Source organism: Sinorhizobium prairiense, from assembly GCF_029201645.2.
Taxonomy (GTDB): Bacteria; Pseudomonadota; Alphaproteobacteria; order Rhizobiales; family Rhizobiaceae; genus Sinorhizobium; species Sinorhizobium meliloti_A.
Genome location: NZ_CP104131.1, coordinates 1,353,240 through 1,365,643, shown reverse-complemented (window position 1 = coordinate 1,365,643; position 12,404 = coordinate 1,353,240). Strand labels below are relative to the sequence as shown.

General features: G+C 58.6%; 20 protein-coding genes. 7 read left to right on the top strand and 13 right to left on the bottom strand.

All coding sequences use genetic code 11. The features are described 5' to 3' along the window. Positions 1 to 39: 39 nt before the first annotated feature. On the top strand, positions 40 to 1,632 hold the full coding sequence (locus N0Q91_RS09185) for a hypothetical protein (protein WP_275597912.1): 1,593 nt from the start codon (positions 40 to 42) through the stop codon (positions 1,630 to 1,632). 5 nt (positions 1,633 to 1,637) lie between these two features. Here the strand turns inward: N0Q91_RS09185 and N0Q91_RS09180 are convergent, their stop codons facing one another. The 12 genes from N0Q91_RS09180 to N0Q91_RS09125 form a co-directional block, all read right to left on the bottom strand. Beyond that, positions 1,638 to 1,868, bottom strand: coding sequence for a hypothetical protein (locus N0Q91_RS09180; RefSeq protein ID WP_275597911.1), 231 nt, complete (start codon positions 1,866 to 1,868; stop codon positions 1,638 to 1,640). Next, positions 1,865 to 2,287 (bottom strand): hypothetical protein, encoded by a 423-nt coding sequence (locus N0Q91_RS09175; protein WP_275597910.1) that lies wholly within the window; start codon positions 2,285 to 2,287, stop codon positions 1,865 to 1,867. The genes N0Q91_RS09180 and N0Q91_RS09175 overlap by 4 nt, the downstream gene beginning before the upstream one ends. Further along, positions 2,281 to 3,375, bottom strand: a complete 1,095-nt coding sequence (locus tag N0Q91_RS09170; RefSeq protein ID WP_275597909.1) for a phage major capsid protein — start codon at positions 3,373 to 3,375, stop codon at positions 2,281 to 2,283. The genes N0Q91_RS09175 and N0Q91_RS09170 overlap by 7 nt, the downstream gene beginning before the upstream one ends. A gap of 336 nt (positions 3,376 to 3,711) precedes the next feature. After that, complete coding sequence (locus N0Q91_RS09165) at positions 3,712 to 3,897, bottom strand: helix-turn-helix domain-containing transcriptional regulator (protein WP_275597908.1); 186 nt, start codon at positions 3,895 to 3,897, stop codon at positions 3,712 to 3,714. A gap of 197 nt (positions 3,898 to 4,094) precedes the next feature. Further along, positions 4,095 to 4,328: a hypothetical protein gene (locus N0Q91_RS09160; protein WP_275597907.1), complete on the bottom strand. Its 234-nt coding sequence runs from the start codon at positions 4,326 to 4,328 to the stop codon at positions 4,095 to 4,097. Positions 4,329 to 4,517: 189 nt separating this feature from the next. Further along, positions 4,518 to 5,741, bottom strand: coding sequence for an AAA family ATPase (locus N0Q91_RS09155; RefSeq protein WP_275597906.1), 1,224 nt, complete (start codon positions 5,739 to 5,741; stop codon positions 4,518 to 4,520). Continuing rightward, on the bottom strand, positions 5,728 to 6,636 hold the full coding sequence (locus N0Q91_RS09150) for a toprim domain-containing protein (protein WP_275597905.1): 909 nt from the start codon (positions 6,634 to 6,636) through the stop codon (positions 5,728 to 5,730). Before N0Q91_RS09150 ends, N0Q91_RS09155 begins: the two co-directional genes overlap by 14 nt. Beyond that, positions 6,636 to 6,920, bottom strand: a complete 285-nt coding sequence (locus tag N0Q91_RS09145) for a hypothetical protein (protein WP_275597904.1) — start codon at positions 6,918 to 6,920, stop codon at positions 6,636 to 6,638. The genes N0Q91_RS09150 and N0Q91_RS09145 overlap by 1 nt, the downstream gene beginning before the upstream one ends. A gap of 75 nt (positions 6,921 to 6,995) precedes the next feature. Beyond that, complete coding sequence (locus tag N0Q91_RS09140) at positions 6,996 to 7,280, bottom strand: hypothetical protein (RefSeq protein ID WP_275597903.1); 285 nt, start codon at positions 7,278 to 7,280, stop codon at positions 6,996 to 6,998. Between the two features lie 82 nt (positions 7,281 to 7,362). Beyond that, the gene (locus tag N0Q91_RS09135) at positions 7,363 to 7,671 is read right to left on the bottom strand and encodes a hypothetical protein (protein ID WP_275597902.1); all 309 of its coding nucleotides are present in this window, start codon (positions 7,669 to 7,671) and stop codon (positions 7,363 to 7,365) included. A gap of 136 nt (positions 7,672 to 7,807) precedes the next feature. Further along, complete coding sequence (locus N0Q91_RS09130; RefSeq protein WP_275597901.1) at positions 7,808 to 8,704, bottom strand: tyrosine-type recombinase/integrase; 897 nt, start codon at positions 8,702 to 8,704, stop codon at positions 7,808 to 7,810. Between the two features lie 626 nt (positions 8,705 to 9,330). Then, entirely contained in the window at positions 9,331 to 9,627 is a 297-nt protein-coding gene (locus N0Q91_RS09125) for a hypothetical protein (RefSeq protein ID WP_275597900.1), read from the bottom strand. A 180-nt stretch (positions 9,628 to 9,807) separates the two neighbouring features. Here N0Q91_RS09125 and N0Q91_RS09120 point away from each other — a divergent pair, with 180 nt between their 5' ends. The 6 genes from N0Q91_RS09120 (at position 9,808) to N0Q91_RS09095 (ending at position 12,032) form a co-directional block, all read left to right on the top strand. Then, positions 9,808 to 10,053: a hypothetical protein gene (locus N0Q91_RS09120; RefSeq protein WP_275597899.1), complete on the top strand. Its 246-nt coding sequence runs from the start codon at positions 9,808 to 9,810 to the stop codon at positions 10,051 to 10,053. 162 nt (positions 10,054 to 10,215) lie between these two features. Next, positions 10,216 to 10,521 carry a hypothetical protein gene (locus tag N0Q91_RS09115; RefSeq protein WP_026168598.1) on the top strand — a complete coding sequence of 102 codons (306 nt, stop codon included), beginning with the start codon at positions 10,216 to 10,218 and terminating at the stop codon, positions 10,519 to 10,521. A gap of 19 nt (positions 10,522 to 10,540) precedes the next feature. Further along, complete coding sequence (locus N0Q91_RS09110) at positions 10,541 to 10,720, top strand: hypothetical protein (RefSeq protein ID WP_275597898.1); 180 nt, start codon at positions 10,541 to 10,543, stop codon at positions 10,718 to 10,720. A 170-nt stretch (positions 10,721 to 10,890) separates the two neighbouring features. After that, complete coding sequence (locus N0Q91_RS09105; RefSeq protein WP_275597897.1) at positions 10,891 to 11,043, top strand: hypothetical protein; 153 nt, start codon at positions 10,891 to 10,893, stop codon at positions 11,041 to 11,043. Between the two features lie 39 nt (positions 11,044 to 11,082). Continuing rightward, the gene (locus tag N0Q91_RS09100; RefSeq protein WP_018095002.1) at positions 11,083 to 11,346 is read left to right on the top strand and encodes a hypothetical protein; all 264 of its coding nucleotides are present in this window, start codon (positions 11,083 to 11,085) and stop codon (positions 11,344 to 11,346) included. Positions 11,347 to 11,792: 446 nt separating this feature from the next. Continuing rightward, positions 11,793 to 12,032, top strand: coding sequence for a hypothetical protein (locus tag N0Q91_RS09095; protein ID WP_018095003.1), 240 nt, complete (start codon positions 11,793 to 11,795; stop codon positions 12,030 to 12,032). A 72-nt stretch (positions 12,033 to 12,104) separates the two neighbouring features. Here N0Q91_RS09095 and N0Q91_RS09090 read toward each other — a convergent pair whose 3' ends face one another. Next, positions 12,105 to 12,395 carry a hypothetical protein gene (locus N0Q91_RS09090; RefSeq protein ID WP_275597896.1) on the bottom strand — a complete coding sequence of 97 codons (291 nt, stop codon included), beginning with the start codon at positions 12,393 to 12,395 and terminating at the stop codon, positions 12,105 to 12,107. Between the last annotated feature and the right edge of the window lie 9 nt (positions 12,396 to 12,404).

Genomic DNA, 12,404 nt, shown 5'->3' with positions numbered 1-12,404 from the left:
ATCGGCTGAACACTGTTGATACAAAGATAGGCTTCGTGATTGTCGAAAAACAAGAAGTTCAAGATCGAACCGGCGTTGGCTATGCCCATGCTGAGAAAGAAGCTATCCGACACCGATGACGCCGCATTTCTGTGCATGATCTGGGCTGTGCACGCCGTTCAAGATAGCCGCGCGACACATGCGGCCAGGTTCCTGGACTATCCCAAGGAAGCCGAGACGACAGAGATAAACTCCAAGTACGCCGCTCACAAATGGGACTTGGAATCGTTGATTACCCTCAACTTTAACACGCCCAAGACCATGGACCCCGTGTGGAGGCAGCGGCCGATCGACACGCGCTCCTTCAACTCAGTTGCCGACATCGTTAACCTATTGCGAGCCGCGCAAGACCATGAAAGCGACGATCACGTCGACCACACCAACATACTGCTAGAACTTCATCGCATTGCCCATCGAACATTCGCTTGGCAGCGTGGCCTCGTCCGCGCAGAGGACATCTATCGGTACCTGTACATTTACGGACAGGGGGAGTGCGCCGCCTATTTCGAGAAGACTAATGGCCTTTCCGTTATGGATTTCTTCACCGTAGCATTCGGCCACTTCGGTTATCTAACCCGAGGTCCGTGGATGGAACGCATCCGCGATATGGACGTACTAAAAGTGTCTCAGCACGCCATTGACAGGAGCATTCAGCTCCTCTCGGGAGACATTTGGGATGTCAGGCGTGAATCCAAGGCGCTGTTGTCAAAGTTTGAGAAGAGCTTGGGTACCAAATTGCCGGTCATATATCAGCCGAGCTATCTTCGTCTTAAGCCAATCATCCGCCGAGCCGTGGGGCTGCGGGACAGATACATAGCACCATTACCGGCGCTGATTGTGATGCGGGCAACAATGGGGCTTTACTACGACATACAGAACGGCGGCGTAGCGGTCACCAACGATGCAACAAAGCGCTTTGAGGAATACGCGCGTCGATCGATCAAAGCACATTGTCCCGGCTTCGATCCGGCTCCTGCGATGACGTACGTCCACAAAAAGAACCCTGTTGAAACGCCAGACATCCTCCTCAAACAGGACAGGCGGATAGCAGCAGTGTTCGAATGCAAGGCCACCAAGCTTACCTTCGAAGCTCAGTACGGCAACGATCCGGTAGAGAATGCAAAGACTGGATATTCGCAGATAGCCAAAGCGATCTTCCAGCTATGGCGGTTCTTCTCGCACATCCGACGCGGCATCATCGAACTCGATGTCGCCCCTAACGCGCCAGCGATTGTGCTCACCCTCGACTCATGGACACAGATGTCACACGAACTTAGGAACGCGTTGATAGCGGAAGCGGAGAAGATTGCTACGGTCAAGGAGCCGGAGATGATTGAAGAGGATAAACGCCGACCTGTGTTCTGTCCCATCCATGAACTTGACCAGATGCTGACCTTATCAAATGAGGAGCAACTGCTCGCGGCATTCCGCGCTGCCAGCGATGTCTATTATCAGGGTTGGAACATTCGGCAGGTACGTAGCGATGCCGTTCCGAAGCTGGAAAGGAAAAGGGGTTTCGCGTTCGACGCGGGCGAGTTTCTTCCGTGGTGGAGGGAACTGGTAGAAGCCCGTGCGGCGACCGGGCAGGAGTGAGTGACTCAATCATCTAAGCTAGTTATAGCAAGGCCGAGACCTTTGAGCAGGACTCCCAGTCGCACGAGCATTTCCGACCGTTCGCAATTTTCTTGAGCGAGCCCGTTGCCATCCGGGACAGCAGCGAAGCCGGACGCATCGGGAAAGATGACAAGAGCGTAGGCGTAGCCGCTTCCACCACTGTTGCGATCGGCCGCCGGTTTGAACGGCAGAACTCTTGCGGTCGCGGTACTCATTTCGGAGCCCTCAAACTCTTGCGGCGCTTGTCAACAAGTTCCTGCCGCAACTTCTCGACCTCAAGTGCCAGCTTCTCGTAATCGCGTTGGATCGCCGCCATCTGCGTCCGCCGCTCGCTCGCCTCCGAGCGCGACTGCCTGATCAGCGATCGGGCTTCTTTGAGGAAACTGGAAAAGTCCGTCTGCGCCTCGCGGAAGCGTTCGTCGATCTCGCCTCGAAGGTCGCCGAAGCTCAAGGCGACAGCCTCGGCGACCTCTTCGAGACGAGCCTTGAAGCGCCGTTCGAGTGCCGCAAACCGCTGGTCGGTCGATACCGCCTGCGCTGCTGCCTCGCGTGCTGCCGCCTCGTCGGCTTTCCGCTCGCGCCACTCGTCGAAGGTAAGGCCGTTGTCGTCGCGAAAGCTGCCAGGTTCTACCATTTCACGCCCTCCACCCATGCCGCGCGCCCAGCCGGGATGCCCCAAGCCACGTCAAGAATGGCGCGGACGCCAATGGAGTCCGTCTGCCAGAGCGAGCGGGTCGGACTGGCTGCCGTGCCCCCGGCGGCAATCGGCGCAGGTGCCGTGTCCTCATGCAGCACCGCGTCCTTGCTGGCATCGATGACGGCGGTACCGTTGCCGCTGATGAAGCCGGGACCGTCGACGGCGATCACCATTCCCGCCGGCACTGCCGCCGAGTCGATGACCGGATAGACAACATTCGGCATGAAGAGGAACGACGTCATCTGAACCGGATTAACGAGAAAGACCGGCATCGTGCCGCCGCCCGCCATGATCTCGCCCGCGAGCTTGCTCAAGTCCGCGCGCATGGCGACAAGCGGGTCGGTCGCCGTCGAGGCGGTGACAGCCGCGACGTTGAAACGAAGGCCCGCCGGTCGCAACGCGCTTCCCGGCTGATCGTCGACGAGTGCCGTGTCAACAACGCTGGCGATGTCGGTTCTGAGTGCGGTTTCCAAGAGCGTTTCGATATCGGCGGTCGCGCGCTTGCGTAGCTCGTTGGTGAATGTCGAGACCGCCGCCGCCTTGCGCGGCGAGATCGAGATCGTGCCGAAGTCGAGACTGTCGACGGGAATTGGCGCGCCTTCGCCAACCCAGCCACCGACGTCGTCGCCGGGCGGTCGATACGGGATTTTGAGCGAGCCGAGGCCGTCGAGCGAGACCTGCCGACCGAAGGCGGCCAGCCGGGACAGCGCCAGAGGCTGCACGCCGTCCGCCAGGAACTCGCCGACGTCGACCGCCGCAAGTTCTGCCGCCCAGGTCGGCATTGTCGTCATTGCTGGACCGGTCGCGGCGCGCTCGCGATAGACCTCGCGGTAAACGTCCTCATACGTGATGCCCGGTCGGCCGGTAGCCAAGGCGCGCAAAACGGCATGACGGACGAAGCGGTCGCGACCGGTCAGTCCGGACTTCGTGCCGCGTTTCAGATCGCGCAGTGCACGCGAGGTATGGACGGCGAGTTCCTTCGCCTCGCTCGCCTGCCGCGCCACTCGTTCGAGCGTGTAAGTCATGAAAATACCTCCTCGCCGGGAAGGCGGGAGGTTTGAGAAACCTACTTTGCTGATGCCGATATTCCAGCGCTTCCACGGCAACTACCATGATAGCGAGCAGCTATTTCAGGGTTGAAATGACGGCATATTTATTTTCGCCCGTAGGAATTCGAACGCGGATCGGCGTTTGATTCTGCTATTGATGACTGATGCCGGTTTGCTCTTCGGCGTCTTCCATGGAAAACTTTTGCGCCGATCCGCGCGAAAGTTTTATTGGAGGGCGGCACGGACACGATACCTCAGCATGCTGAGGTATTGCCCGCTGACTCTCTTACGCTTTTTGAAGGACCCGGCGATTTATTCGGTCACTTCCGGCGCATCCGGATCACTGCCATTCCTGCGCCGCGCCTCGCGAATGTCGGCGATAGCCGTCGCGATAAGATCGGGATCGCCGTCTTCAAGGGCGGCTTCGAGATAGCCAGCCTGTCGTTCGGCGGTCGTGATGAAGTCCTGAATGTCGAAGCGGATTGTTTCCAGTGCCATGGACGAGTCCTAGCGGATATCGGCGGATAAGGCGAGGTCATCGCCGGGTTATCGGCGGTCTGCCTTTGATTTCGTTGGGAAAAATCGCCAAGCCCCCATTTATTTTTTTCCCGATTTTGGTCGTTGTGGGGGGACGCCGGTCCCGAGGAGGAGTCCGGACTGTCCGAGACGCCCCCCGGCTCGGTCAATTCCCCCGGTTATCGGAACATCTCCAGCAGCGACGGCCCTTTCGGATCATCCCAGTCCCGCGCATCCGTCAATGACTGGTGCAGCACGTCGCGGAAGGCTGCTTCGATGTCCCGCCATTCCGCTTCCGGGAACCTTTGCTTTATCTCGGGAATGATGTCGAAAACATCCTTTCGAAACGCGCTCGTTGTCAAGAACTCGGCAATCACGCCCGCTGTCGTCGTTGCTCTATTGACCATGCTCATCGCTTTTCCTCCTGTTTGTCCGGATCGACGGCTCCGAGTTTGCCGACGGATGCATTCGAAAGGAACAGGAGGAACACGCAGGAACACTTCGGTTTCTGTTCCTTTGTTCCTCGACCGTGTAGGAGGGAAGGAACAGGAACAAAAGGAACACACCTATATAATAGGTGTTCCTTTGTTCCCTGTTCCCTACTACACCACCCATACACGGTCGTTCCAGATACCTATCATGTTGTTATCTCTCAATTTTTCCACTGCTCGCTGGAAGGCGAGGTTCAACGCCCTCGGCAAATCCGACATTGAGATGCCGCGGCGCTTGGCATAGTCGCGCCATTGGTCGATCGACACTGTCCGGGTGTTTGAAGGAACATGATTTAACTCGGGCGGTACCTCGCCGAGTTCGTCCAGCGCTTCATTCAGTGCGTGCCACGCGGTCAGTGCCGCGCCTTTCAATGGCGGTCGCTTTGACTTCTTCTGTGAGGTCGGCGCGACGTCGGATTGCTCGCTGACAATGCAGGTCGTCCGCCCGTTGCCGACGTCCCGCACTTCGAGCCGGAATGAGAATTCTATGCCGTCCTCGCCATCTCTCATTTTGCCGACTGTCGCCGAGTGCATGCCGTCCTGCTTCCTCACTGCCCATTCGCAATCGGTCGCGCCATTGAAGACGTTGCTGCCGCGCATGCCTCTGCTTTCATCCTTGCCGCTGTGATGGACTCCGACGACGAGCGCGCGGAAATGCCGACCGATGCTATCGGCGTTGTTGATGAAAGCGCCGAATTCGCTGGCTTTGTTTTCGTCCGTTCCCGGCGTGACACGCGCTACGGTATCGATGATGATCACGCCGACGCCGCCTTGCTCCTTCGGTATGTTCGCGGCGGTGATGCTATCGACCAGGGCCTTGCAATCCTTCGGACCACGGAAGCCGAGGTTCGGAGCGCCGGTTATGAGATAGAAGGGCACGTCATCGGTGATATTGAGGTAATCGCGAGCGGCGGCGATGCGCTTCTTGATGCCGGTTCCAGCCTCGGCGGCAATGTAGACGACGCCGCACTGTTTTGTCTCGCAGCCGAAGAACAGCCGTTTCGCCGCGATGCTAAGGCCCATATAGATCGCCAGAAAGGACTTTCCGCAACCCGGCGGTCCATAAATGCAAGCGAGGCCGAGGCGTGGCAGCAGGCGATCAATCCTGAACTCTGCGGCCTCGTCCGGTTTTATCTCCGACAGCGGGATCAGTTCAAAGCGCGGCTTCTTGCGGTCCGCCTTGTCCTCACCGTTTGATTTTGCGTTGTCCGCGCCGTTGGCTTTGAACTTAGCCTGTCCGTTCTCCTTGGGTGGATCGTAGTCCATCCGCGTCTCGCCCGTGTGCGGGTCGATTTTTATTCTGTCGGGTTCGGCCGGTGGTTCACGTCTCGCCATAATCACTGCCCTCCGTGGGCCTCATGAAAATCCGGGCATGCTTTCCCGCATCGCGCCATCGACTGGCGCAGCGCTTCGCCGCGTCCAGTCCACGCCCGGATGCGTCGTTGTCGGCGTAAATCGTCAGTTCGCGGACCTTGGCGATAACCGGGAAGGCTTCGAGCGCCCCCGCGCTGCCGAGCGCCCATATCGGCGTCCCGCGCTCGAACAGCTTCAAGCCGGTCTCGACGCCCTCGCAGATCGAAAGGCGGCTCTGCACGCGCTCGTCGGGCGTGATCTTCACCGCGCAGCCGCCTACCGCGCCGAGCATCGCCTTGCGGTGACCGCGCCCGAAAATCCGATGGATCGCGGCAACTGGCGCATCGAGGAAGGAGAGTTTCCGTGCGGAATCATGTAACTCGTTGATATCGCTTATCCGCTCGAAGGCGACGAGCATCGCCGGACCGGGTGACAGGTCCGGGCGCGGGCAGTGGGGGTGAAAGCGGAAGGTGCGGCGGCGTAGATAGTCCTCGGCGGGAAGTTCGATGCCGCGCATGCGCAGATAGGATTCCGCCCAAGTATGACGGCTATCGATGCTCTGCCGCCAGAGTTCCCGCGCCATCAGCTGGCGTCGTTCGCGCGCTGCCTGGTCGCGCGCCCTTGCCTCGGCGAACTTGCGGTCGATCTTGGCGCGCTCGGCGGGATCGATCTCTTCGGCTTCACCGTCTGCCGGAATGCGATCAGAAAGGCCGCAGCGCATGCAACGATAGCTGATCGAATCGTCGCCGTGCTGCCACAGTCGCAGGACCCGGCGTCTGCGGTTCGCGGGACTGCGGCAGGACGGTCCGCACTCGGGACAAGCGACATCGGCGACGGTGCGGCTCGAAAGTAAGGTGGAAAGGACGGCGAAGTCCATCAGCGCCCCCGCCAGTCAGGTCGATAGGCATCGAGCGCAGCAAGCGCAGCACGACCGAAGTCGCGCGCCGTGTCGGCATCATCGAAGGAGACGCAAGGCGTGAATCCGTCCTTGCCCTCGGTCCTGCGGGGTTTAGACGGCAGCGCGATCCAGTCGCCAGAGGGACCGGAAAAGCAGGCGCAGTCGTGAAGCCTGAGCCGCCATCTTGGAATGTGGAAGGTGCCGTGGCCGCGCAAAGGGCCATCGCCACGGGCAGAGAGAAAGCCGATACAGACGATTGGCATGGTGCCAACTTGGCGACATGGTCTGGTATGCTGACCTATCTGTGATTGGCGGGCTATGTCGCGCCCGCTCGTCATTTAACGTTGCCGTAAAGGGATGAAGCGCGACCAGAGAGTCCAGTGATCGCTGCTCAAGGAGTCGCGGATAAGCCAGCCATCGCCCGGAGGCGAGACGGAACGAACACCCCACGAACCGTCGCGCGGATCGTCGAAGTTCTCATCTTCGGTGCGGACGTTCTCGATCTTGCCCGGTTCTGGTCGGTCGACGACGATGAACGGTTCCGGCCCTAAGAACACCCGAATTCGGACGAGGTGGCCTTCTGTGTCCCGGTGGCTTCCAAGGAAGATGGGTGGTATCTTCATCGTGGTTCCTCCTTTTCCCTTTTTGCTGGAACCTCTCTTCGAAACCGCCGCGCTGCCCCCATGCTTTCGCGGCGGTTTCATTTCACTGCATGTTTTCCACGACCCATTTCTTGACGGCGACGACCGGAAACAGCGCGGCCTTGCCACCCAGCTTGACCGGACGCGGGAAGCCGCGTTCTTGTTTTCGGTGAAGATCGGTCCGGTTGCTGACGATGTTGCGCGCCTTGAGGTCGGAAAAACGCCAGAAGGTAAAATCGTCGTCGGGCGGACCTGTCGGCTTGGCAGTCTTCTTTTCCGGCTGGACAGGGACCGGCGCGTCGAGGCCGGTTTTCGACGGCGCTTTGATGGGGCGCGCCTTCTCAGCGAGAATAACATCGTTCATCATGACCACCTCAGAATTAGGCGGTCTTCCATATATCACGCTGGATTTCAGGAAAAAACATGTAGAAACTTGAGGGGCTCGCGCTGTACGGCAAGGAAAAGGGCGGTCGCCCGCCCTGTTTTCTGTTCCCGGTGGTGATCGCCCTCTATTGCGCCTTGCGGGCATCCTTGCCGATGATCGTTTCGAGTTCCCTCGCCCATGCTGCCACGGCATCGGACTTAGCCTCATTTAAGGCACCGTGCATGTAATGCCCGCCAACGCCCGGAATGCTGTGGTTCAACACGGCATCGACGATATGCGGCGCTACCCCTTGCTCTTGAAGGTGTGTGCTCGCGGTGCGACGTAGATCGTGATGCCGCCAACCGGTGACGCCCGACAGTTTGTCCAGTTCGGCCTTCAACTGTGAAAAATTGCCAATTACACCACCCTGCTCGCCCGCAAAAACCAGTTCGTTCGCTTTGCCTTCACCGATGAGGTCAAGCGCCAACGGCGGCAACTGCAGCCAATGCTCGCGACCGCTCTTGTTCGCCTTCTCGCCCTGTTTCCACCTGCCGCCGAGTATGTCGCCGTGCTTGAGCTTGCCAGCCTCCATCTTGCGTTGTGCCATGACCATCAGGAAGCGCACCATTTTCCCGTAAGCAGCGCCGTTGGTGCTTTCGAACGGTCCGTCGCAAGCCTCCCATATCGCCTTCAATTCCTCAGCCGAGAGCACGCGCTCACGCTTGACGAGACCGGGACCGACCTTGAGCGTATCAGGCACAAAATTGGTTTCGATATGATCTTCCTGCGCCGCCCATTTCCAGCAAGTGCCGAAGTAGCTCATGAAGCGGTCGGACATCTGCGGTGCATCCTTCGCCACCGTATCGCGCGCCTTCCTGAGATCCGCTTTCGAGAACTGGCGAGCCGGAAGGTTCAAATAGTCTTTCAGGACCCGGCGGATGGTGCGCAGCGCCTCGGGCAGCGTCTTCATCCCCTTGCCGCCTTTCTTGATGCGCGCCTTTTCGTAGAGATCGACGATATCGCCGACCGTTTTGCCGCCCACCTCTTTCGGATGTGCGGGCGCGGTCTCGACGAGCGGAACGCCGGACTCGAGACGCCCGACGACTTTACGCGCTTCTTCGCGGGCAGCGAGAAGGCCGATGGAGTCTCGACTCCGGTGGTGCGTCTTTCACATGATAGCCGATGGTCTGTTCCTTCTGGACGCCAGTCGCGTCGCGATAGGAGACGAACCAGCGTCGCCGCCTGGCTCCGACATGGAGGCAGAGACCGACGACGATGTGATCTCGATAAGGCTGCTTGCGCGGTGGAAGAGTGCCGATGTTCGCGGCGTTCAATTTCGTGCTCATGGGGTGGATTCCGGCTCCCAAATTACCCAACAATTACCCAACAAGCACCTTGTAACATGACGAAACGAACTGTACCATAGTGAAATAAATAACGAAGTAATATCAAACAGTTAATTGGAACTAAGTCATTGATAAATTTGCTTCTTGCGCTGACTTTTAATCAGTAGGTCCAGGGTTCGAATCCCTGCGCGCTCACCATAAAAAGACAATCAAACAACGCTTTGCATGATCCTTCTAGCTTTACCCTCGCCTTCAGCCACCCGGCCAGCTTGGCGTCGGCATCAGAATTACAGCCTTGCACTAAGCCCGCGTCGGCGAGCCGCTAGAAATTCAAGTAAATATTGACGCTCGGTCGACGGTTGTAGCGGTAATCGTCGCGGTAGCCGTAGCTCTGGGTGTAGTCATAGCGTGGGAAGCACCTGCCGTAGTAGCGGCATGAACGCCAGGCGTGCCGCCTGTTCCAATGGCTGTCTCGCCAGTTGCGTCGGTGGTCGACCTGCTCAACCGCGCCCGTCTTCACCTGCTCTGGCCTAGGCACGAAGATTGGCGCGGCTCTCGCAGGCAAGGCGAAGGACGCAGCCAAAACTGCGGCTGTGAGGGCCAACAAAAACTTTCTCATGAAGGGATCCTCCTCGGTGCGGATGAGATTGCACCGTGGTGGCTGAACTGCCGATGAATGGGTGCGTTGGTGGTGTCCTGCTAAATCGAATCTACGCAATGCGCAGATCCGGTCGGTTCACTGATATCCGGAACCTCCCCGCCGGTCGTCGGTTCCTCCTTCCCCAGCAGGAGAAACAACATGGCCAAAGACGAACTGAGCGCCGGCTTCACCGGGACGCCGACCGAACCGCCCACTGGTGTCCGAAAGGTAGCGAAGACAGCCACCGACGCAGTGAGCCGCGAGGCTAACGCTGTGGTGGCCGGCGCCGCGGATCACCCATACACAGCGACCGGCCTGGCGCTCACAGTCGGCGCCCTCGCCTTCGCAATCGGCTACGTTATGGGCCGATCGTCAATCGACGCCGGGCGGAGTTACTGGCGGTAGATTACCGGCCGGCGCTGCTGGTGTGGGCGCAGATGGTGACCGCGCTGGCCACTGAAGCTCTGATCCGACGCGGCGCCGAGTTCTATCACGGTGATCTCTTGCGTTTGCCGGCGGCCTGGGCGAACCTCTGATTCCCATTTCCTGAACTGGCATGTGAAACCGATGAGCAGCAAAATTTTCGAAACCTTGACCGGCATGTACTTTACGGTCGACGCCGCCGATGGGAGTTACTCCACCGGTCAAGTGATCCGGCTCGCTGCCGAGGGGCTCTATTTCGTTCGGTTCGACGGCAACGAGGTGACATTACCCCTGGAACTCGTGACCGTCGGCGAGATGCTGGACACCACCGAAGAAGAGTACAAGCTCTGGCGGTTTTTCGACACGATCGAGGAACGTGACACGTGGATCGAATGGCTGGACGCGCCGTCTAAGCCGCGGGTCATCTCGCTTGTGAAGCCGACCAAGTAACACGTTCGAACCCGTGATAATGGCCAATATTGATCAGATAATCATGTTTGGCGCCGGTCTCTGGATGACAGCGGCAGGCTTTGGCTTCGTCCAGACGAATACTCAAGTGCCGTGGCTCGTTCAACTCACAAGGCATTTTCGCTGGATGGGGCCGCTGTTGACCGTTATCGCTGTGGTTCTGCTGTTTGCCCCAAGTTAGCGACATGATTTTCCGAATGGCCGTAGAAGATGGGACGAAGAGTTGAACTGATTGCGGTGGCAGTGATCATCATCTCCGCCTTTGTGCTCGTTTGGCTGCTATTTGTCTTCAGTTGAACGCTGAAAAGATCAGCATGGCGTGGTCTGGAGCAAGCGATATTGAAGCGTAACGTGCGCGCCATAAGACTGCTCGCCCTGGCGGCCATTCTGATCGCAGTGCTGCTGCTGTTCCTGCTCGTATCCGGCATTGCCGATGTCCCCTGTCAGGACGGCACCTGGGACCCGAACAGATATACCTGCGTACATACAGGGGTGACGTCATGAAGGCTGCCCCTCGGCACTCCCACATGCTATAAGAGATCGATGACCGAAAACGAACAGCAGTACGAGTTTTCCGAGTTCTCCGGCGAATTTGTCGACGACGACATCATGGTCACTATCGGCATATACCGCCCGGCGGGCACCAACGCGGACTGGACGCTTGAGGTCGTCGATCAAGAGGGATATTCGACCGTCTGGGATGATCTGTTCGCCACCGACCGCGATGCTTTCCAGGAATTTCTGGCGACCGTCCATCGCGACGGGATACGCAGCTTTCTCGATCAGTCGATCCGCACCGTCCATTGACGCTGCATTCCGCGCGCCTGGATGATTGGTATTGGTCCGATGCCGCTGATGTGATCAGGAGGCGGAAAATCGCGCTTGATGTAAATGTGCAAAAGCGCTTTACCTGCCCATGTATTTTGAAGAGGCGTACCGGAATCGCGGAATCAGACCTTTCTCGCTGATGAAACCGCAGATAGCGTCTCTGCGCAGCTGCATTCCGGCTGCGTCCCGAGTCCAATGAAGGCAACTGGATGAGGGCTTGCCCCGCCATCGTGCGGGGCTTTTTCGTGGACAATGGTACTGGTCGGACAGCCGACTTGAGACACCCGTACACCGAAGCGTTGGCTCTCCCTCATGCCCATAAGGATGCGGTCGCGACCACCGTTTCTAGCCCATTTTAGTCAGAGAGTAAGCATTGCGCCTCGAAATAGGTTGTGTTGTGATTCGCACTCAACCGGAGTGCTGCCATGTTCGATAATGAAGAGATCGGTATCCCCTGCCCCGAATGCGGCCACGAGACCAGCAAGCCTGTCGCTTGGGTGAAAGCGAACGACGAACTCCCTTGCAGGAGATGTGGGACCGCCATCGTGTTGGAGAACGAAAAGCACTTGCTCACGATCGAGCAAGTCGCTCAGAACATGACGAAACTCAGACGATCGCTCGCAAAGTTTCGTAGGAATGCTCGTGGTGCGCGTTGGCACCGGTGACATCCATCCGCCGCGAAGGAAATCCCTTCCGAATGCGCTTCGAGGAAGGACTGGCGTCCGTGTGAACCGTCGCTAGAAGTTGAAATAGATCGTCACGCCCGGCCGCCGATGGTAGCGGTGATAGTCTCGATAGCTGTAGTACCGGGGATAGCACCTGCCGTAGTAGCGGCAGGAACGCGAAGCGTAGCGTCTGTTCCAGTGGCGCTGCGTGCGCCAATGGCGATGGTGCCGGTGATTGACCTGCTCGGCAGAGTCGGTCTTCACCTGCTCCGGCACAGGCACGAATATCGGTGCGGCGCTTACCGGAAGGGAAAAAGGCGCAGCCAGGACTAAGGCTGTGAGGGCGGATGAGAGCTTTTTCATCATCGACTC